This window comes from Pseudoalteromonas sp. SCSIO 43095, from assembly GCF_023650455.1.
Taxonomy (GTDB): Bacteria; Pseudomonadota; Gammaproteobacteria; order Enterobacterales; family Alteromonadaceae; genus Pseudoalteromonas; species Pseudoalteromonas tetraodonis.
In genome coordinates this window covers 904,228-924,633 of the sequence record NZ_CP087995.1, presented here as the reverse complement: position 1 = coordinate 924,633, position 20,406 = coordinate 904,228, and the positions used below count along the sequence as shown (strand labels likewise).

The window sequence follows — 20,406 nt, the reverse complement described above, 5'->3', positions numbered from 1 at the left end:
TATGGCTGCTTTAAACGCCATTAAAAACGGACTAGCCTTAGTGCTAGTCTGCTTTTTGTTATCGAGCTGTGGCTTTCATCTTAAAAAAGCGTCTAGCCTACCCAATGATTTAAAACAGCTAACGCTTGTGGGAGATGATCAAAAATCTGCTTTATTTAGTTATTTACAAAGCGAACTGGCTATGAGCGACGTCACTTTAGTGCCTGCAAGTAAACAATCAGCGCAGCTTTATTTATTTAAAGAACAACTAGAGCGTCAAACCTTATCGTTGTTCCAAAACGGGCAAGTAGCTGAGTACGAACTGGCATACAGCGTAAGTTATGTAGTAAAACGCCCGAAACAAAAAGCCATCGAAAAACGCTTTGAGTTATACCGTAACTACCAAGACGACCCAGATAACGCACTAGCAAAAGCAAAAGAGCTTGAACTACTAATTAGCGAAATTCGCCAACAAGCGAGTCGCCGTATTGTTAGAGAGTTGTCGCAACTATAATGCGTTGTTATGCAAATCAGCTGCCTAGCGAATTAAAAAAGGGGTTAAAACCTTTTTATTTGGTTTTTGGTGAAGAGCCTTTTCAAGAAGCTCACTGTGTACAGCTCATACGCGACAGCGCAAAAGCACAAGGCTTTGATGAAGTAATTAAATTTACTTTAGTTCAGGGCTTTGATTGGCAGGAAATAATAGCGCAATACCAAAGTATGTCGTTGTTTAGTGCGCGTACGATTATTGAGCTAGATTTAAACCAGCAAAAACCGGGGACACCCGGCGCAAACACCTTTAAAAAAATAGTAGAGCTTGAAAACCCTGATACGATCTTAATCGTAAAAGGCGCCAAGGCCAGTCAAGATGTTCAGCGCGGTGCGTGGTTTAAAGCACTTGATAAGCATGGGTTATTTGTCCCCTGCTACCCGCTTAGCGGAAATCACTTAAAGCGTTGGCTTGATGAGCAGTGCCAACGTTTGTCACTAAATATTCAAAACGAGGCCAAACTCAGTTTAATTAATGCCACTGAAGGCAACTTACTTGCGTGTTACCAAGAGCTTGAAAAACTAGCCTTAATACACGGTAATGCTCTGATCACGCAACAGCTGGTGATGCAAGGACTACTAAACCAAGCTAAGTTTGATATTTTTGATTTAAGTGATGCGCTTTTAAACGGCCACACCGCTCAGGCTATAAAAGTACTTAACAAACTTGCCAGTGATAACACTGAGGTTGTGAGTATCTTATGGGCTATCAATAAAGACCTTAATACATTATTGAGTGTGCAGCAGGGATTATTGCAAGGTGAGTCATTAGCAACCTTATTTAAACAAAAAGCGATTTGGAAAAATCAACAAGCGCCAGTACAAACAGCCATTAACAGGCTAAACATTCATACCCTAGAGAATATTAGCAGTGAACTGGCATTGTTTGATGCAAGTTACAAGCAAGGCGCATTGATTGCCCCTTATCAAGCATTGGCGCATATTTGCATTAAGTTCTGCCAACCGCTCGATATTCCACTTCCCTGCCATACTAACCGTCAGTAAAGGGAAATACATGATTGCAATTTTTGGTGGTACTTTTGATCCCGTTCATTTGGGACACCTTAATATGGCGCAGCAATGCGTTGCGACCTTTAAATTACACTCACTCTATTTTATGCCCTGTGCAATACCCGCACACAAAGCGGCACCGGGGATCAGCACCGAGCATCGTATAGCAATGCTTAAAGCCGCAATTACACCTTATGCGCCGTTCAAACTTGATTTACGAGAACTGCAACGCAGCGGCCCGTCGTATTCTTTATTAAGTTTGCAAGAGCTAAGAGCAGAAAACCCCGATACCCCTATTTTATTTTTAATTGGCATGGACTCATTCAACAATTTCGATAAATGGTATCAATGGCAAACAATAACTCGCCTTTGTCATCTGGTGGTGTATCAACGCCCAGGCCAAAGCTGTGATGTACAAGGTGAACTTAAAAACTACAAACAGCAGGCTGTGACCAACGATATTTTTCTGCTCAACAAAACAAATGCCGGACACCTTTACTTTTTAGAGGGAGAACAGCTGGACGCTGCATCCAGCGAAATCCGTCAAGCCCTTAAAAAAAGAACTAAAAAGAGTGAACTATTACCCGACGCCGTGAGTCACTATATTAAGCAGCATCAGCTTTATCAAGAGTGATTGGTATAAACCCCTCAGCGTGTTAAAATAGCCGCTATTAAATTTTAAATTGAGACAAAACCTTGGATTCGAAACAACTACTCGCTTTTGCACTAGACAAAATTGACGATATGAAAGCACGTGATGTGATTCAACTTGACGTAACTGGCAGCTCAGACGTAACCGATTACATGATTGTATGTTCTGGTACATCAAGACGTCATGTATTGTCAATTGCTGATAACTTAGCAAAAGAAGCTCGCCACGCTGGTGAAGAGCCATTAGGGTATGAAGGCCAAAGCGATGGCGAATGGGCACTCGTTGATTTAGGTGATGTGATTGTTCACGTTATGCAAGATCAAGCACGTAGCTATTACGATCTAGAAAAGCTTTGGGGCTAATAGCTCCCTATTTTAGACAACGCTTGGAAGTAACGTCGTGAAAATACAAATGATTGCTGTTGGTACAAAAATGCCAGCATGGGTAGAAACAGGTTTTGCAGAATATCAGCGCCGCTTTCCCAAAGATATGGCACTGGAACTAATCGAAATACCGGCAGGTAAACGTGGCAAAAACGCAGATATAAAGCGTATTTTACACACCGAAGGTGAAAAAACCTTAGCCGCTATACCTAAAGGCAATCGTATTGTCACACTGGAAGTAACCGGTAAAGCACTGGATACTCACCAGCTAGCGAAAAACATGGAAAAGTGGCAACTTGATGGTCGCGATGTCAGTTTACTGATTGGCGGACCAGAAGGCTTAGCTCCCGAGTGTATTGCGGCCTCTGAGCAAAAATGGTCGTTATCAAATTTAACGCTCCCACATCCTTTAGTACGCATTATTGTTGCTGAAAGCCTTTACAGAGGCTGGAGCTTAAATAACAACCACCCTTATCATCGCGAGTAGTTTCTTGCCATGCTAAAACGAAGACCCACTATTCGCGACCACTCAGCAGAAGCTAATTTATTTGCTCGGCGTGCATTCGTGGGTTTTATTTTTATCTTAGCCTTAGTAGCCATATTATTGTCTAACTTGTACACCATTCAAGTTGACGACCACCAAGATTACCAAACTCGCTCTAACGACAACCGCATAAAAGTAATCCCTATTGCACCTAATCGCGGACTTATTTACGACCGCAACGGTGTTTTACTGGCAGAAAATAAGCCCGTTTATAACCTTGAAGTGATCCCTGAAGAAGTTGATGATTTAACCGCCTCTTTGAAGTCTATCAGCAAAATCATTGAAATAACCGAGCAACAACAAACTGATTTTATTGATGATATAAAACATACTCGACGTTTTAAAAGTCAAGTCCTCAAAGCCCGTTTAAATGAAAACGAAGTTGCGATGTTTTCAGTAAATCAACATAAATTTCCAGGGTTTAGCATTGAAGCGCGCCTAGCGAGATATTATCCCTTTGGCGATACTTTAACCCATGCATTAGGCTACGTTGCAAAGCTCAATAGAAAAGAGCTAAACAAACTTGAGCAACAAGATGAAGCCACAAACTACCGAGCCACGCATGATATTGGCAAGCTGGGTATCGAAAAATATTACGAGCCGTTACTACATGGTCAGGTCGGCTCACAGCGAGTTGAAGTAAACAACCGTGGCCGTATTATTCGCACCTTAAGCATGGATCCACCGCAGCCGGGTGATGACTTAGTACTTACTCTCGACATTGGTTTACAACAAATAGCCCAACATGCACTTAAAGATATGCGCGGCGCTATTGTGGTAATGGATGCAAAAGATGGCGGCGTTTTAGCGCTTTATTCAAACCCTAGTTATGACCCCAACTTATTTGTGCACGGTATTAGCAGTAAAGATTACAAAGCCTTACTCAACCCTGATCGTCCACTGATCAACCGTACCACTCAAGGACGTTATGCACCCGCATCAACTATTAAGCCGCACATGGCTATTTTGGCATTAGAAGAAAACATAGTGCAAGAAACCACCAGCATGTGGGATCCAGGTTTTTTTCAAATACCAAACGTAAAGCATAGATGGCGAGATTGGCGACGTTGGGGCCATGGCCATGTTGATGTTTACAAAGCAATAGAAGAGTCATGCGATACCTACTTTTACGATGCAGCCTATCGAATGGGGATCACCAAAATAAGTAACTTTATGGCTCGCTTTGGCTTTGGTGAATTATCCGGTATTGATATTCATGAAGAAACAACCGCTATTTTACCCTCAAAAGAGTGGAAAGAAGCCCGTTTTAAAGAGTCGTGGTGGCGTGGCGATACTATTTCTGTAGGAATTGGCCAAGGTTATTGGACTGCCACCCCCATTCAAATAGCGAATGCCACTAATATTTTAGTTAACAGAGGGATAAATCACCCTCCTCATTTAGTGCAAGTTGCTAAAAAAGAAGATCAAATTACTCAGCTCAATAATGAAGAAAAGCCACCTGTTGTTCTTAATAACGAAGATAACTGGCGCATTGCTATTGATGCTATGCATAACACGGTTAAAAAAACCACCGGAACTGCCCATCGTGCGTTTAAAGGCGCTACCTACGATCCAGCAGGTAAAACCGGTACTGCCCAAGTGGTGAGTATTGCTCAGGGCGAGCGTTACGACGCCGATGCACTTAAAGAGCGCCAACGTGATAACGCCATTTACGTCGGTTTTGCCCCCTACAACAACCCACAAATAGTAGTCTCTATTGTGGTAGAAAATACCGGTGGGGGAAGCTCAGTAGGTGCGCCGATTGCCCGTCAATTAATGGATTATTATTTTGCAGCTAACCCAATTCAATCCTCAGGGGGTCAAGTACCATGACGGCTTTACATAATAAGCGTTCTATTTGGCTTCGCCTGCATATCGACTTGCCACTTTTAATTGCGTTATTGCTGATGATGGCCGGTAGTATCACCATTGTATACAGCGCCTCAGGGCAAGACTCGGCGATGATGATCCGCCATGTAACCCGCATGGCAGGTGCAATTATTGGAATGTTTTTTTTAGCGCAAATCCCCCCCGCTACGTTAAAACGCTTAGTAATTCCCATGTATTGCCTAGGATTACTCATGCTAGTTGGAGTACTACTATTTGGTGTAAGCTCTAAAGGCGCTCAACGCTGGTTAGATTTAGGCATTACCCGCTTTCAACCCTCAGAGCTGATGAAATTAGCGGTTCCTATGATGGTGGCTTGGTACATTGGTCGTAACCACTTACCACCGCGTCCACTTCATTTAATTATTGGCTTTGCCATTGTTATGTTGCCCACCTTACTTATTAAGGAACAGCCCGATTTAGGCACCTCAATTTTGATTGCCAGCTCCGGTGTGTTTGTATTGTTTTTATCTGGCTTGAGCTGGCGTTTAATCGGCTTTTTAAGCTCGGTTGTTGCTTTGGCAGCATGGCCATTTTGGCACTACGGTATGCACGATTATCAAAAGCAAAGGGTACTGACCTTTTTAGACCCTGAGAGCGATCCGCTGGGTTCTGGCTATCATATTATTCAATCAAAAATTGCTATTGGCTCAGGCGGTATCGAAGGTAAAGGCTGGTTGCAAGGCACGCAATCGCAACTAGAATTTTTACCTGAACGACATACTGACTTTATTTTTTCAGTACTGAGTGAAGAGTTTGGCTTATTTGGTGTGTGTGTTTTACTTAGTTTATATTTATTTATTATTGGCCGTGGACTGTATATTGCGGTTAACGCACAAGATGCGTTTGGTAAACTATTAGCCGGCTCACTCACGCTCACATTTTTTGTTTATATTTTTGTAAATATTGGCATGGTATCGGGTTTGCTACCTGTTGTAGGTGTACCGTTACCATTAATTAGTTATGGCGGTACCTCAATGGTGACCCTGATGGCTGCATTTGGCATTATTATGTCGATTGCCACAGATAAAAGGATGCTCTTAAAATAATGCGCCTTTACAAACAACTTATAATTATTATTCTCGTTAGCCTCTTTTTAAGTGCATGCAGCAGTTCAAATAGTCGTTACAGCATGCGCCATGATGCGGCGCCGCTTCGTGCACCGACCGAATTAGAAATGCAAGATGCCATTGTTACTCAAGTTATTAAAAGTGCGAGTACCACGCGCCCCTACGAAGTGCTTGGCAAACGCTATACCCCGATGCTCGATGAAACCGGCTATTCAGAAACGGGCATTGCTTCGTGGTATGGCCGTAAATTTCATGGGTATCACACCTCTAATGGCGAAATTTACGACATGTTCGCGATGACCGCAGCTCATAAAACGTTGCCTTTACCTAGTTTTGTGCGGGTAACAAATACGGCTAATGGCAAATCAATTATTGTTCGTGTTAATGACCGTGGCCCCTTTCATGATAATAGAATTATTGACCTTTCTTATGCCGCTGCATACAAACTTGGATACCATAAGTATGGTACAGCAGAGGTTAAGCTAGAAGCCATTACTCTAGCCGATACCCATGCACGAAAAACCTATGTTCAAGTTGCCGCGGGCAGTACCTTAGCCAACATAGAAGCGTTAGCAAGTACACTGCGAGAACAGTATAAGTTACCGACAAATATCGTTGAAAAAGACGCTATTTATAGATTGCACTTAGGGCCAATAAAAGATGCCCAACATGCGCAACAAGTACTAGAAACATTAAAACAAAATCAATTTCAAAACGCGTTCTTGCTTTACACTCAGTAAGCCCTTTAGAATGGGAATACGCATATTTTTAACTTTAACCATTAATGAGTATGATGAAATCTATTAAACATAAAATTCTTACTGGTGTTTGCGGCTTAGTCTGTTCTGCCGCCGTATTTTCAGCCACCGCTCAAATTATTCCAGCGCCTCCTCAAGTTAATGCAAAAGGTTACTTTTTGGTGGACTTCACCACAGGTAAAGTCATTGCACAAGGCGAGGCTGATACCAAACTCGCACCGGCCAGCTTAACTAAAATGATGACCAGTTATGTAATTGGTACCGAAATTAATGCTGGTAATATTGCGCCCACCGATATGGTTACTGTTAGTGAAAAAGCGTGGGCAAAAAACTTCCCTGAATCATCAAAAATGTTTATTGAAGTCGGTAAACAAATTAGTGTCGATGATCTTAACCATGGCATTATTATTCAATCAGGAAATGATGCATGTGTTGCTATGGCAGAGCACATTGCTGGCAGCGAAAGCGCGTTTGCAGATTTAATGAATGCTCACGCCGAAAAAATAGGCATGACTAATACGCATTTTGTTAATAGCCATGGCCTTGATACTGATGCGCATTATACAACGCCACGCGACATGGCAACATTAGGGGCTGCACTTATCAGAGATGTGCCTGATGAATACGCTCTATATAAACAAAAGTCTTTTACCTTCAATGGCATAAAGCAATATAACCGCAACTCTTTGTTGTGGGATGAAAGCCTAGATGTAGATGGTATTAAAACAGGTCACACATCTGATGCCGGTTACAGCTTAGTCACCTCTGCAACAAAAAACGACATGCGTTTAATTGCCGTTGTAATGGGCACCTCAAGTGAGCGCGCGCGTAAAGTAGAAAGTAAAAAACTACTAAACTACGGTTTTCGCTTTTTTGAAACAATTACCCCGTATAAAGCCGGCGACAGCTTTGCTGAGCAACGTGTTTGGATGGGCAATAAAGAGAATGTTTCTTTAGGAATTTTAGAAGATACACCTATTACTATTCCTCGTGGTCAGCATAAAAACCTTAAAGCAAACTTTGAGCTAGACGATACCCTTGAGGCACCTTTAGCCAAAGGCACTAAAGTAGGTACTTTATTTTTACAGCTTGAAGGCGAAGATATTGCACAATATCCGCTAGTTACACTTGAAGAAATACAAGAAGGTAGCTTCTTTAGTAAAATATATGACTACTTACGCTTACAGATTATGTAATTGCGAGTAAAGTAATATGAACGCCTCCACTGTGAGGCGTTTTTTTTTGCTTGAAAAGTGCTAGAATGCGCCCCATATATACCAATCGTATTGAATGACTATCATTGGCTTGGGTCAACAATAGCATCATTTCAAGATTGCCATTAGCCTGTCAGTTTTAAGCTTCGCGTTTTAGCAAAGCCAACACTTTTTGTTTGAGGAGTTCCCGTCGTGGTTGAACCTGTTAAAGACACTAAATTTGATGAGTACTTAGAGTACCCTTGCCCATTTACATTTAAAATTATGGGTCTAGCTAATGTAAACTTAACTGATCAAATTTTAGCTAAATTACAACCTATTGCTCCAGGTGATTATGCGCCAAAAGTAAAACCAAGCAGTAAAGGTAATTACGAGTCTGTAACGCTAGTAGCTACTGTAACAAGCGGCAAACACATTGAAGAAATTTACAACGTGATCAGCAACATCGATGACGTACGCCATATGCTTTAATCCATAGTTGAGATTTGTTGTGAGCGAAAACCCCCTAATCGTACGCCAACTGGGTCGTCAGCGTTACATGCCGATTTGGCAAAAAATGCAAGACTTTACCGACACCCGTGATGAAAATACCCCAGATGAAATTTGGCTGGTAGAGCACGAAAGTGTATTTACCCAAGGCCAAGCCGGTAAAGATGAGCACTTGCTCGCCCCAGGTGACATTGAAGTGATTAAAGTGGATCGTGGCGGACAAGTAACTTACCACGGCCCAGGTCAGCAAATGATGTATGTATTATTTAACTTACGTCGTTTAAAGATTGGCGTACGAGAGCTAGTAACATGGCTTGAGGAATGTATTATTGAATCCCTTGCTGAGTACGGTATTGATGCATACGCAAAAGCCGATGCACCCGGTGTTTACGTGAACGACAGCAAAATTGCCTCTTTAGGCTTGAGAGTTCGTCGTGGCTGCTCATTTCATGGCTTAGCATTAAATGTTAACATGGACCTAAGTCCATTTTTACGCATTAACCCTTGTGGTTATGCGGGCATGAATATGGTGCAAACTAAAGAATTAAATGGCCCTCAAAACCTTGAAGCTGCAGGTCAAGGGCTGGTAAAACACATGATCAAAAAGCTTAATGCAACACAGGTTAAGCATACTGAAGGGTTTGAAAACGAATGAATAAACCAGTCAAAATGGAACCAGGTGTAAAACTACGCGACGCAGAAAAAATGGCGTTGATCCCCGTTAAAGTTTTACCAACAGAAAAAACCGAAATGCTCCGTAAGCCAGATTGGCTTAAAATCCGCTTACCTAAGTCAACCGAGCGGATTGACGGCATAAAACAAGCAATGCGTAAGCATGGCCTTCATTCTGTATGTGAAGAAGCCTCGTGCCCTAACTTATCAGAATGTTTTAACCACGGTACGGCGACCTTTATGATTTTAGGGGCTATTTGTACACGTCGTTGCCCATTCTGTGATGTAGCACATGGCCGTCCATTAAAGCCCGATGCAGCAGAGCCTGAAAAGCTTGCACTGACCATTAAAGACATGAAGCTAAGCTACGTAGTGATCACTTCGGTAGATCGTGATGATTTACGTGACGGTGGCGCTCAGCACTTTGCCGATTGTATCCGTGAAATTCGCAAGCACAATCCAGAAATCACCATTGAGATATTAGTCCCTGATTTTCGTGGTCGTATGGACAGAGCGTTGGAAATATTAATTGAAACGCCGCCAGATGTATTTAACCACAACCTAGAAACAGCACCACGTTTGTACAAATTGGCGCGTCCTGGTGCTGATTACAAGTGGTCACTTGAATTATTACGCCGCTTTAAAGAAGCACACCCTGAGGTTAAAACTAAATCGGGGTTAATGGTTGGTTTAGGTGAAGAAATTAGCGAAATTGAAGAAGTACTGCGTGATTTACGTGAGCATAACGTTGATATGCTAACCGTAGGCCAATACCTACAACCTTCTAAGCATCACTTACCAGTAAAACGCTACGTGCCGCCTGCTGAGTTTGATGCACTAAAAGAGTATGCTGATGAAATTGGCTTTACACACGCGGCTTCTGGCCCGTTTGTACGCTCAAGCTATCACGCAGATCAACAAGCAGCGGGTAAAGAAGTAAAATAAGCCTGCTGATAAACAAAAAGCTGCCAACGAGCAGCTTTTTTTGTTTTTGGGCGTTATTTTCAGCAAATGTAAAATAAAGTTAGGCTAAAGCGGGGTTACTTGAGATAATTAACGCTGATACCCTTAATTAGGTTCATTATGAAACTATTAGTTCGCAACTTATCTCGTGCTACCACTGAGCATGAGCTTCGTACTTTATTTACAGCGCACGGTAAAGTGACCACCTGTAACTTAGTACTCGATAAAGAAACTGGCCAATCAAAAGGTTTTGCTTTTGTAGAAATGCCAAACGACATTGAAGTTAAAGGCGCAATTAAAGCCCTTAATCAAACAACCGTTGATAAAAGCAAGATCCGCGTAAAACTAGTCGATGCTTAATAACGATTGAGGGGTTAGAAGTTTATACGTATTTTTAGCGTTTAACCTCGCTTTATATTGCTCAAAGCTTAACTTTAGCACTTTGAGCAATATAACCGATTGGGCTTATATCTTAGTTAACATCGCCTTTAATACCTGCTGCTTACTTACTATATCCCTGTACAACGCAAATTGATTTTTTGCGCGATCTAAATTGTGTCTCTTATGTTTAACACTAAAGTAATTATCGCCGTCTATATAGTCGGTTAAAAAGCGTAAGCCAATCATAAAAGGCATCACTTTAGCACCTAACCAAAAGCTTTGTTTTTCCGCGGCCGTTAATATTGATTTTAATGGTTCAACATAACCTTTAACAATGGCTGCAAAAATGTCTTCACGAACACCTACTTTATCAAGCGCTGTTGAGTCTTCTTGCTCTGCAGAGCAAAATGTTCTGACCATATCGCCAAAGTCATTAAGCCAATAACCTGGCATACAGGTGTCTAAATCAATCACCGCTTTTGCATTATTAGAATCTGAACAAAATAGCATGTTGTTTATTTTAGTATCGTTATGACACACGCGAATAGGGACTTTTCCAGCTAATTCATTGAGCTCATCAATGAGTGAGAACTGCGACAAGCAAAAATCAACCTCCTCCTGACAATGAGCTACACGTTTATGAGGATCGGTGTTAATAACTTGCTTAAAAACCTCTGCACGCATGGCTAAATTATGAAAGTTAGGGATAACCGCATGTAATTTGTTAGCGTCAAAGTCCTCTAATGCTGCAGCAAATTGGCCAAAGGCATTAGCCGCGGTTTGCGCTTGGCTAACAGTATTAACCACATCTTCGCTGTAACTGCCACCAATAAACTCAAGGGCTCGCCAAGTATCGTCATTATTATTTACTAAATAGTCATGCTGAGTTGTCGCTACATGCCGCACAATTGCTAAGTTGAACTCACCTACTTGCTGCTTTTTGCTTAAGTGTTGTTCTATTAATCTTGCATTATCAACAAGTAACTGTGGTTTTGGAAACACCACCGTATTAAGCTTTTGTACAACCAATGACCGCTTAGGTGTACTCAATAACATGGTAGTATTGATATGACCACTACCGATGGGTTTTATACTCGCATGCATATCGTCAAGGCCAAAATTCTCAGATAGGTAAACTTCTATAGGAATTGAATTCATTTTCTACTTCACCCTTTTCGCCCAAGGCGACAATAATTCAATAGCTACGCTTGACGCAATGCGCACAAAGTAGCCGCAATACTTGTCAGTTCTGATTTATAGGTAACCCCAAACCAAGGCTCTTTTGCCCGCCCGCAAGCACAATCAAACTCAGTTTATGTTTTTTCATCTAGAGTCTGCGCATTTAAGAGGGTAATTTACCAAGCCAAGTTTGTAACCAAGGCTCGGCGACAGGCCAAGGCTCAAAGTCTTCACAGGCATCGATTTCGAGTCGGTTACCAACAGGTTTAGCTTGTAAGTCACGTAATAGTTCATCAAAGCTGCGCCCTGCTGCGCAAAACGTATCACCGTAGCTTCTGTCACCCATGGCTACAATGCCAAAAGGCTTGCCTGTTAGCATTGGAAAAGTACTATTTAATTGATGATAAAGATCGGCTAAATTATCAGGAATATCGCCTTGCCCAGTGGTCGAGGTAATAATTAAAATATGCGAAGCATTTTTTATATCATCTAAAGTAGGCTGCTCGAAGACACTAACCTGATGGCCAGCTTGCTCTAGCGTGTCGCTAACTTGCTCACTTAATCGCTCTGCACCGCCATACACGCTGCCAACAAAAATACTAATATGTGCCATTTAATAATCCTCTTCTTGTTCTGGCCAACCCAGCTGTTTGCAAATGTTTAACATTGCGTCACCCAGCGGCGCTTTAATTGTTATGGGTTTATTACTATAAGGGTGCACAAAGCTAAGCTCTGATGCAAACAACATTAGACGGCGAAGCGAAAAATGCTCCCTAAAAAACTGATTATGCTGGTTATCGCCATGATTTACATCACCAATAATAGGCAAAGACAAGTGCTTTAAATGCCGACGTATTTGATGTTTGCGACCCGTTTTAGGAAAACACTCTACCAAAGAATAACGAACCGTTGGGTATTTTCCTATTGGGATAGGCAGCGCAGCTTGATGCAAACAATTAAATTGGGTTTGTGCTTCTTGCGCGGCTTTGTCTTGATCAGCAAACTTATCGGCTATTTTGTCGAGTTCTTCTTTTAACGGTTTATCTAAAAAAACAGATTCAGGCGCAAACCCGCGTACCAACGCTAAGTAACGCTTTGTTATTGTGCCCTCAATAAATAATTGATTCATATCACGCGCCGCCTCTGAGCTTAATGCAAACAGTAATACACCCGAAGTAGGCCTATCAAGACGGTGAACCGGAAACACATGTTGCCCTATTTGATCGCGCAGCATTTGCATTGCAAATTGAGTTTCATGTTTATCTAAAAATGAGCGATGAACAAGTAGCCCAGAGGGTTTATCTATTGCTACATAATTTTCATCTTGATAAAGAATCAACAGTTCGCCGTATTCAATAGGCTCTAGGCGCTCACTCATCTGACTCTCCTAGCAATGAGTCTAATTGGGTCAGTAAAGCGATAATGTCTTCGCTGCCTGATTTATCAGTGAGTGTCATTTGCGCCATCGGGGCGACTGCAAAATTGCGCGGTAACGGCTGCTTGTTGTCAATTAGCCGCTGTAACTTTTCAATAAATACAAACTGCAACCATTGTTCAAATGCCAGTGTATCGTGACAAAACGGTACGCTAGAATCTAATAAATCGGGATTCAGCGGCTCAACCTGCCACAGTTGATGCTTTTTAAGTAGCGCTGCTAATTGCTGTAAATATATGTGGGTTTGCTGGTACATAATCACCCTTTGGTTTGTGTATTATGCAATTATACCCTGTTCCCACAACAGTCGCTATGGCGTATAATTAAGGTAATTTTGTAGTAAAAACAGTTGGAAATCCATGAGTGAACATATAGCTACGTTAGGCCAGCTTTTAGATGGTGCAGGCACTCAATGGCGTGCTTTTGATATTGGCAGGCACATTACCAAGCTTGATAAACAACAATTTTTAGCCGTTGAACAAGCGCAAATTCCTTACCCTTACCCATTAGCAGGTCATGCATGGTTAGCTATTCAGTTTTGGGATAGCAAAGCCAGTAAAGAACCCTATGTGTGGTTTTTAAAATTCCCACTTGATGAGCAAAGTAAGTTAGTAAGCGCGAGCCGTGATCACTTTGCAGATATGGTTATTCAGGCACTAGGAACAGAAATTACCGGCGAGCAAGCCGATGGCACACTCGATAACAACCCTTATGTATTTACTCCGAACGCGAATAAATTAGCGGCGTTTAATGCACAAGTTAAAGTGTTACTAAAGCAACCAGCGTCGCAATACTACGAGCACGCCCAACTCTACTTTAGTGGCCAAATTGGCTTTGATAATTGGCAAAATGTCGCGTTACAAGGCATTGCCGATTTTGCTTATCGTCTTCATAGTGCTGATAACTTAAAGCACTTACAAGCAGCGTGGCCTAAATTACCAGTTGAAGTATTACAGCCATTAAGTGCAATGCTTGAACACATCGAAATACCGCCCTCGTTAAGTGAGTTATTGTTAAGTTATGGGCAAACCGCCCTTAGTAATAATGATGTTGTTGCGGCCTCTGCCGCGCTGCGTGCAATATCATCAGGGCAAGCTACTGGGCTGAGTGCGCAGCTTGTTGATTGCGCGCTTAACTCACCTTTAGGGCAGGATTCTGATATTTTGTTGACCATTGCTGGTCGCTGCTTTAAACAGTTAGAACAGCCACAGCGTTTACATGTTTTTATGGATAAATGCGCGCATCATGAGGAAATAGCTGAATTATTTCCTAGCGTTTTTGCAGATTTAGTTGCAATTGCGACTATTCGCCCTCACTTATTAGCTTTATTACGTGAAGAAAACAGAAGCGAGACATTAGCTCGCGCAATTGGAAGGTTATTCTCTTAAATGGCTAGTTTATGGACGTTCATACTTATTGGTGCTGTAATTTATTTTTTTTGGCTAAATCGTAAAATAGCCGAAGCCGCGAACGTTCATGCCAAACGCCAAAGCGAGCAATTGCAAGTGCAACTTATGAGTGTAGCTTGCAACAAGCGTCGATTTGGCATTTTAAAAAGTGGTAAGCCGGGCATGAAAAGCGAATTTATTTTTGAGTTTTCAAGTGACGGTGAAAACGCCTACCAAGGGGTATTAATCATGGAAGATGAAAAACTAAAAAGTGTGGTTGTGCCACCACATAGAATATAATTTCTTAGCACAAAAAACTAAGGCGTAACCTCAGTTACGCCCCAATTGCCAACATCCTGTAAGGTATCCTTTACCTGTTCCCTGTTTATCATCCTCTGAACGAGCAAACTACCGTGTTTACTCTCCATTGCATCCTGCAATATCCACTTGCCGCCTTGGCTATCCTGCGTAAACTAACGCTCCTGCAATTTCCTATCGCATCATCCTTGGTGTCCTTTAAATAGCTCCCAGCTATTTTAGTCCTCAGTGTACTTCCTGTTTCATCCCTGCATCCGTGTTAACTTGTCCTTTGTGCTTCCTGCTAGTAACTACTTATTCCTTATCCGTGGCAGTAGCTCAATCATTGGGCTATGTCGTCTTGACAAAGTAAAGTTTAAAGCAAGCAGCTTAGTATGATAGTGAGGAAAACAAAAAAATTACGGTCATAAAATTGAAAAATAAAATAAATACAATGGCTTGATATTTTTAAGAAGATAAAATACGGAGTTAAACTGACAAGGCGCACGTTAATGTAAGATATATCTCACGTAAGTGCGCCCTATTTGGAACATTGGCTTACATAATCACAATTCTAAACACCTAGCCTTGTACAGATAGAGCAGTTTTAAAAAGTAATTCACCTTTAACTCGGTTAAATGTGAGCTGCTTAAAGTGCTCAAAGCCTTGTGATTTAAAAAATTGCGTATGTTCGTCACGAGTCACAAATACCGCTATACCAGAGGACTCAGGATTGTCATACAATAAACCATCTAAGCCTTTAAGTAATTGGCGGCCAAACCCTTGACCATGAAAATGTGGGTCAACGGCTATAAACGCTAAAAAGTAGTAATTGCCTTGCGGCTTTAGTGCATCACGAATAGTTTTTTCTTTTTCAATTAATTGATTCGTTTGCAAATAACCGGCACTTAACATCAACTTTAATCGCCAATGCCAATAACGCTCTGCTTGAAGTTGGCTACTTGACTCAAATACACAAGCAACTGCTTTTAACTTATCGTTACGGTAAAGGCCAATTAAAGGCTGTTTTTCTTGCCAAAAGCTACTGAGCTCTTCGCGAATAAGCGCACGGAGTTTTTTTTCATAGTCCAGAGGGCTTTTTTCGTTATACCCGAGCAGAGTTTGTAAAATAGGGTCATTTTGGTAGGCCTGATATATAAGGCTTGCAGCGGTACTGATATCTTCTGGTGCAATATGTTGCACGCTAAACGTGTCTGTGGATTCTGCTGTGGCTGTCATTTTATTTCCTTTATTATTTTATACCTTTTGTCATTACGCCGAGTAACTTGTTTGGGATTAATTTTGAACTACAACGATGACCAAATGCTCATATAACTATAGACCTAAGTGGGACAAATAAGCGAATTTACATTTTAGTTAGTACGCTCATCCACTGCGTTGAGTCAGATCATGCTTTAGCGACTTACTACTGAGTAAATAAAGCGTAAATTCAGTAAGGGTTAAACTGGCAAGATATATCATTCCCCCCTAGAGTTAATAAGTATTAAGTATTAATTCATTAAGGAGCACGATTATGGATACGACTAAGCACGACATAAATACATTGTTCGCACAATTAGGGTTACCTAATACAGAAGCAGAAATAGATGCATTTATAGCATCGCATGCCATTTCGGATACCACATTATTGCAAGATGCTCCCTTTTGGGATGAAGCCCAACAACACTTTATTGCTGAATCGCTGGCGGTTGATGGCGATTGGAGTGAGGTAATTGACGAACTCGACTCTCGCCTTCGTCAAAATAATTAAATCGCACATTTTAATGTGTCTGAGCCACTTTATTGTTACCATACCTGCTCGCAACTTCCATGTTGCGAGCTTACTTTATTAAAGAGTTATAAATCGAATGAATGCTGCTGTATTTGAAGCTATTAAAGTCCTTCTTGATGAAGGCAAAGTCCCCACTGTTGCACTAACTAAAAGCCGTTTAGTAAAACCACTTCCTATGCCGGTTATTATTGCCGCAGTGAGTCAATATAAAAATAATCCCGATTCAATTTATAATTTAATGAAAACACCCGAGCAAACAAGTAACTCAGATCCTAAAAACACTCAGTTAGATAGAATTGAGCAAAAACTTGATCGATTACTTGCTTTGCTAGAGCAAAAATAATTTGAGACTATAAATGTTTGTTGTTGATTTAACATTTGATTGCTACCAAGACACAACCCTAGAGCAAGCCGAGCAGGCAATAAACCGCTTAGTGAATGCATTACGCTTTAATGGCCAAATCATTGGAGAGGAATTTCCAACGGTGTTAAAAGATGGCTATTTTATTACTCGTGTAATGTGCCCGACCGAAGACGCCATGCACCCACTTAATAACAGTGCGTTTGTTAAACACAGTGTTGAAAAGCTTCATGGCGCTGGTTTGCTTGCTCCCAAAGTAAAGGTCATCGGCCAAGATATTCACTCCAATAGTGCCGATGGCTGTAAAGAGCCATCAAGCTATATTTTATATACCACCTATGTGCATACATGTAGCCCACTGTATTGTGGCGATGACTTTTTACCCGTGCCGCTATTTAATATTCCTGCGATTGCTAATGGTGACTATAAAACACTAATTAAATGGCAAGAAGATTGGCAAGCGTGCGATCAAATTCAAATTAATGGTGCAACACGCTGTGAATTTCCAGCGCTTGAAGAAATAGCCAGCACCCAAAGTGATTTATACCGCCGTGGTAAAGATATAACTAAACGGATTAGTTTTTTAACTAAAAAGCCTGTTTACTATTATTTATACCGTGTAGGGGGGGTTGATAAAGCCTCTGAACTTGAGCGTAAATGCCCGAGTTGCCATGGTGAATGGAAATTACCCGAGCCTTGGTTTGGCTTGTTTGATTTTAGGTGTGAACCGTGTGGTATAGTCTCTAATATTTCGTGGGATTTTCAATAAATCCCCCACTTAAGGTGCTATGTCTAAAAACATCGCACCTTAAAACTACCTTATAATTATACTGACAACGATGCTATAAATTCACTGAGGTTTTTGGCAAGTACATGATGTGGTTTTTTACCTACATATTCTAGGCACACCTCACCTGTTTCTACTAATACGGTAACAAGCAAATCGTCTTGGTCGGTTAACCCAATAAATACACTTGGCGCTTGTTTGAGTTTACGTTTCATTAAAACATGACCGGTGATATTTTGTTGCAGTAGGTCAAAATCATCTTCATTCCATGCTTGTAATAATTCCACTTGATGTCCGTCAATATTGGCTACAACACTGCCAGCAAACATATGACCATAAAATTGACTCAACGCCTCTGGAAACTCAAGCTCCAATGCGTTAGCGAGATCGGTTAATGAACCTGTAGGCTCTCTAACTATCGCTTGCCATTGGATCATACCATGTTCATCGGCGCTACCTATTTCACATGGGCTTGGCCATTGCTCATCGTGGACGATTAATGGGCGCCTTTGTGTATTAGTAATCGTTTGTTGGCTAAATTTTTCGTGAAGTTGAGCTAATTGCATTGCAACAGACATACTGTGAAACTCATTTAATTTATATATAATGCCCCCATTGTAACTATTTAAGAGCAAACATGACAGATTACAGCAATTCTCCCGATCTTAAAGGCAGCGTACTTGGTCAATCTACTGAGTATGTCGATCAATACACGCCCAGCTTGCTTTTTCCTATTGCTCGCAAGCTTAATCGTGATTCATTGAGTATTGATGAAACTGCGCTGCCGTTTAAAGGCCAAGACATATGGACAGGTTACGAACTGTCTTGGTTAAATACTAAAGGTAAGCCTCAAGTTGCGGTGGCATTGTTTACTTTCGAATGTCAAAGTAGTCATATTATTGAATCAAAGTCGTTTAAGCTTTATTTAAACAGCTTTAATCAAAGCCGTTTTGGGAGTATTGAAATTGTTAAACAACATTTAATTGACGACTTATCCAATGCGGTAAACAGCCCTGTAAAGGTAACCTTATACAGCGCTGATGACTACAATTGTATTCCTTGCACACCGCTTCCAGGTGAGTGTATAGATGAGTTAGATATTGAGATAGATAACTACCATATTGATGCCCATTCACTTAAATCACAAAGCAATAAAATAGTCACCGAAACTTTGCATAGCCACTTGCTTAAGTCTAACTGTTTAATTACTTCACAACCAGATTGGGCGAGTATTATTATTCGCTATACTGGTGAGCAAGTTTGTCGTGAGTCCTTATTACGCTATTTAATTTCATTTAGAACCCATAATGAATTTCATGAGCAATGTGTGGAGCGTATTTACAGCGACTTAACCACTCAACTCAATATTAAAGAACTTGAAGTATACGCGCGTTATACGCGCCGTGGTGGGCTTGATATAAACCCATATCGCTCAACACATTATAACGAAACCCCATTTTCGGTAAAAATAAACCGCCAATAAGTGTCGCGTTACCTTAACAAAAAAGGAGCCTGAGGCTCCTTTTTTAGTCATTAAGTTGCTTAGTTGGCACCGCCATGCCACACACATCAATATAATTATGGCTGTACGCAAACCATTCCTCGCTGCGGTTACCCCGAGCAATAATTAATTGTTTGAATGAATCAGAGTCTGTTTTCATTACTTTAAATTGGCTGCTATCGTCTGCTACATCCGCTAATACTTGTAGATCAGTAATGGGGTTAAACTCGGTATTCTCAGTTGGCGTTCGCGCTAGCTGATGAAAATGTGCCATGCCTTTAAGCACCCGACCAAACACGGTAATATTTTTGTCTAAATAACGCGGCCCTTGACCTATGGTGACAAAAAACTCACTGCTGGCACTGTTTATATCGTTATCGCGCGCCATTGCAAATATGCCATGACAATGGACTTGCCACGTTTGTGTATGCGCTTGGTTTTGTGCAACCGCAAAACCACCTAAAAACCCCGTTACGGGTGCATAACCATCACTTCCCATCTCGGTTATTGAAAGTGGCTCAGTGGTGGTTAAATAAAATTCCGCTGGCACCGTGTTATCTTTAGTTTTGGCTAACTTTTTACCCGTACTATCGCCACCTTGGGCTACAAATCCTTCAACAAAACGGTAAATGTGAGTACCTTGATAAAAGCCTTGTCTTGCCAGTTTTTTAATATTCGCAGTGTGTTTAGGCGCAAGTTTGGGGTTAAGCTCAATATATGCGGCGCCTGTGGGCAGGGTTAACTTTAGAATATTCTCTGATTCGACCCATCGCCATTCATCATCTTTAGCCGCCGCAATAATCTCACTGCTTGTTAGTTTTTTAGCCGATGAGGCTGGTGATTGAGTACTGTGCTGGGCACATCCACCTAACAAAGCCGACACTAGAAGGGTCACTACACACTTTTTCATACCTTTCCTTTTTTATAGTTATCTATTAGGGTCTGTTGACCTTTCAAGGTTAAATTTGCAGCAGCCTGTTTGGTATTTAGGCAAGGCAGAGCCTATGTGGTGTGGTTATTCCCCATAAATAGGCGATAACGCAGCATCAATGCCAAACAGGCGCTGCCCTTCGGGTTCTGCCTAGGGGCAATTTACTCTTTGTTACTCGGTTTT

The 20,406-nt window shown here is 41.4% G+C and carries 26 protein-coding genes; 19 read left to right on the top strand and 7 right to left on the bottom strand.

Features of this window, described 5'->3' with window-relative positions; translation table 11 throughout:
• Nucleotide 1 precedes the first annotated feature (1 nt).
• The 13 genes from LOC50_RS04360 (at nt 2) to LOC50_RS04300 (ending at nt 10,531) form a co-directional block, all read left to right on the top strand.
• Complete coding sequence (locus tag LOC50_RS04360) at nt 2-493, top strand: LPS-assembly lipoprotein LptE (RefSeq protein WP_036982052.1); 492 nt, start codon at nt 2-4, stop codon at nt 491-493.
• On the top strand, nt 493-1,533 hold the full coding sequence (holA, locus tag LOC50_RS04355; protein ID WP_138626345.1) for a DNA polymerase III subunit delta: 1,041 nt from the start codon (nt 493-495) through the stop codon (nt 1,531-1,533). The genes LOC50_RS04360 and holA overlap by 1 nt, the downstream gene beginning before the upstream one ends.
• 10 nt (nt 1,534-1,543) lie before the next feature.
• Nucleotides 1,544-2,173 (top strand): nicotinate-nucleotide adenylyltransferase, encoded by a 630-nt coding sequence (nadD, locus tag LOC50_RS04350; protein ID WP_036982050.1) that lies wholly within the window; start codon nt 1,544-1,546, stop codon nt 2,171-2,173.
• Between the two features lie 62 nt (nt 2,174-2,235).
• Entirely contained in the window at nt 2,236-2,553 is a 318-nt protein-coding gene (rsfS, locus tag LOC50_RS04345) for a ribosome silencing factor (RefSeq protein ID WP_013465348.1), read from the top strand.
• Between the two features lie 37 nt (nt 2,554-2,590).
• Complete coding sequence (rlmH, locus tag LOC50_RS04340; protein WP_008109455.1) at nt 2,591-3,061, top strand: 23S rRNA (pseudouridine(1915)-N(3))-methyltransferase RlmH; 471 nt, start codon at nt 2,591-2,593, stop codon at nt 3,059-3,061.
• A 9-nt stretch (nt 3,062-3,070) separates the two neighbouring features.
• Complete coding sequence (mrdA, locus tag LOC50_RS04335; protein WP_250653688.1) at nt 3,071-4,951, top strand: penicillin-binding protein 2; 1,881 nt, start codon at nt 3,071-3,073, stop codon at nt 4,949-4,951.
• Nucleotides 4,948-6,054 (top strand): rod shape-determining protein RodA, encoded by a 1,107-nt coding sequence (gene rodA / locus LOC50_RS04330; RefSeq protein ID WP_036982047.1) that lies wholly within the window; start codon nt 4,948-4,950, stop codon nt 6,052-6,054. The genes mrdA and rodA overlap by 4 nt, the downstream gene beginning before the upstream one ends.
• Nucleotides 6,054-6,815: a septal ring lytic transglycosylase RlpA family protein gene (locus tag LOC50_RS04325; protein WP_028834084.1), complete on the top strand. Its 762-nt coding sequence runs from the start codon at nt 6,054-6,056 to the stop codon at nt 6,813-6,815. Before rodA ends, LOC50_RS04325 begins: the two co-directional genes overlap by 1 nt.
• A 53-nt stretch (nt 6,816-6,868) precedes the next feature.
• On the top strand, nt 6,869-8,029 hold the full coding sequence (locus tag LOC50_RS04320; protein ID WP_036983423.1) for a serine hydrolase: 1,161 nt from the start codon (nt 6,869-6,871) through the stop codon (nt 8,027-8,029).
• 210 nt (nt 8,030-8,239) lie between these two features.
• Nucleotides 8,240-8,518, top strand: a complete 279-nt coding sequence (ybeD, locus tag LOC50_RS04315; protein ID WP_016898950.1) for a DUF493 family protein YbeD — start codon at nt 8,240-8,242, stop codon at nt 8,516-8,518.
• Between the two features lie 19 nt (nt 8,519-8,537).
• Nucleotides 8,538-9,191, top strand: a complete 654-nt coding sequence (lipB, locus tag LOC50_RS04310; RefSeq protein WP_138626350.1) for a lipoyl(octanoyl) transferase LipB — start codon at nt 8,538-8,540, stop codon at nt 9,189-9,191.
• Entirely contained in the window at nt 9,188-10,153 is a 966-nt protein-coding gene (gene lipA, locus LOC50_RS04305; protein ID WP_250653687.1) for a lipoyl synthase, read from the top strand. Before lipB ends, lipA begins: the two co-directional genes overlap by 4 nt.
• Nucleotides 10,154-10,291: 138 nt before the next feature.
• Nucleotides 10,292-10,531, top strand: coding sequence for an RNA recognition motif domain-containing protein (locus LOC50_RS04300; protein WP_138626351.1), 240 nt, complete (start codon nt 10,292-10,294; stop codon nt 10,529-10,531).
• Nucleotides 10,532-10,636: 105 nt separating this feature from the next.
• Here LOC50_RS04300 and LOC50_RS04295 read toward each other — a convergent pair whose 3' ends face one another.
• From LOC50_RS04295 to LOC50_RS04280, 4 genes are all read right to left on the bottom strand, one after another.
• Nucleotides 10,637-11,710, bottom strand: coding sequence for a phosphotransferase enzyme family protein (locus LOC50_RS04295; protein ID WP_250653686.1), 1,074 nt, complete (start codon nt 11,708-11,710; stop codon nt 10,637-10,639).
• 184 nt (nt 11,711-11,894) lie between these two features.
• Nucleotides 11,895-12,344, bottom strand: a complete 450-nt coding sequence (locus LOC50_RS04290) for a flavodoxin (protein ID WP_138626353.1) — start codon at nt 12,342-12,344, stop codon at nt 11,895-11,897.
• Complete coding sequence (truC, locus tag LOC50_RS04285; protein ID WP_250653685.1) at nt 12,345-13,109, bottom strand: tRNA pseudouridine(65) synthase TruC; 765 nt, start codon at nt 13,107-13,109, stop codon at nt 12,345-12,347. It lies immediately after the preceding gene.
• A complete protein-coding gene (locus LOC50_RS04280) occupies nt 13,102-13,422 on the bottom strand; it encodes a YqcC family protein (protein WP_036982034.1) in 321 nt (106 codons plus the stop codon). Before LOC50_RS04280 ends, truC begins: the two co-directional genes overlap by 8 nt.
• A gap of 103 nt (nt 13,423-13,525) precedes the next feature.
• On the opposite strand from LOC50_RS04280, the gene LOC50_RS04275 reads away from it, so the two are divergent.
• Together LOC50_RS04275 and LOC50_RS04270 are read left to right on the top strand one after the other, a co-directional pair.
• On the top strand, nt 13,526-14,554 hold the full coding sequence (locus tag LOC50_RS04275) for a DUF3549 family protein (RefSeq protein ID WP_250653684.1): 1,029 nt from the start codon (nt 13,526-13,528) through the stop codon (nt 14,552-14,554).
• A complete protein-coding gene (locus LOC50_RS04270; protein ID WP_013465365.1) occupies nt 14,555-14,854 on the top strand; it encodes a DUF3301 domain-containing protein in 300 nt (99 codons plus the stop codon). It begins immediately after the preceding gene.
• A 579-nt stretch (nt 14,855-15,433) separates the two neighbouring features.
• On the opposite strand, the gene LOC50_RS04265 is transcribed toward LOC50_RS04270, so the two are convergent.
• On the bottom strand, nt 15,434-16,090 hold the full coding sequence (locus tag LOC50_RS04265) for a GNAT family N-acetyltransferase (protein ID WP_214552869.1): 657 nt from the start codon (nt 16,088-16,090) through the stop codon (nt 15,434-15,436).
• A 295-nt stretch (nt 16,091-16,385) separates the two neighbouring features.
• On the opposite strand from LOC50_RS04265, the gene LOC50_RS04260 reads away from it, so the two are divergent.
• From LOC50_RS04260 to LOC50_RS04250, 3 genes are all read left to right on the top strand, one after another.
• A complete protein-coding gene (locus LOC50_RS04260; protein WP_013465367.1) occupies nt 16,386-16,622 on the top strand; it encodes a DUF2789 domain-containing protein in 237 nt (78 codons plus the stop codon).
• A 97-nt stretch (nt 16,623-16,719) separates the two neighbouring features.
• Entirely contained in the window at nt 16,720-16,986 is a 267-nt protein-coding gene (locus tag LOC50_RS04255; protein WP_036982027.1) for a hypothetical protein, read from the top strand.
• A gap of 13 nt (nt 16,987-16,999) precedes the next feature.
• Nucleotides 17,000-17,773, top strand: a complete 774-nt coding sequence (locus LOC50_RS04250; protein WP_214552870.1) for a Zn-ribbon-containing protein — start codon at nt 17,000-17,002, stop codon at nt 17,771-17,773.
• Nucleotides 17,774-17,829: 56 nt separating this feature from the next.
• On the opposite strand, the gene syd is transcribed toward LOC50_RS04250, so the two are convergent.
• Complete coding sequence (gene syd / locus LOC50_RS04245; protein WP_214552871.1) at nt 17,830-18,369, bottom strand: SecY-interacting protein; 540 nt, start codon at nt 18,367-18,369, stop codon at nt 17,830-17,832.
• A gap of 59 nt (nt 18,370-18,428) precedes the next feature.
• On the opposite strand from syd, the gene queF reads away from it, so the two are divergent.
• Nucleotides 18,429-19,274, top strand: a complete 846-nt coding sequence (gene queF, locus LOC50_RS04240) for an NADPH-dependent 7-cyano-7-deazaguanine reductase QueF (RefSeq protein ID WP_036982025.1) — start codon at nt 18,429-18,431, stop codon at nt 19,272-19,274.
• Nucleotides 19,275-19,317: 43 nt separating this feature from the next.
• On the opposite strand, the gene LOC50_RS04235 is transcribed toward queF, so the two are convergent.
• Nucleotides 19,318-20,202 (bottom strand): peptidylprolyl isomerase, encoded by an 885-nt coding sequence (locus LOC50_RS04235; RefSeq protein ID WP_214552873.1) that lies wholly within the window; start codon nt 20,200-20,202, stop codon nt 19,318-19,320.
• Nucleotides 20,203-20,406 lie beyond the last annotated feature (204 nt).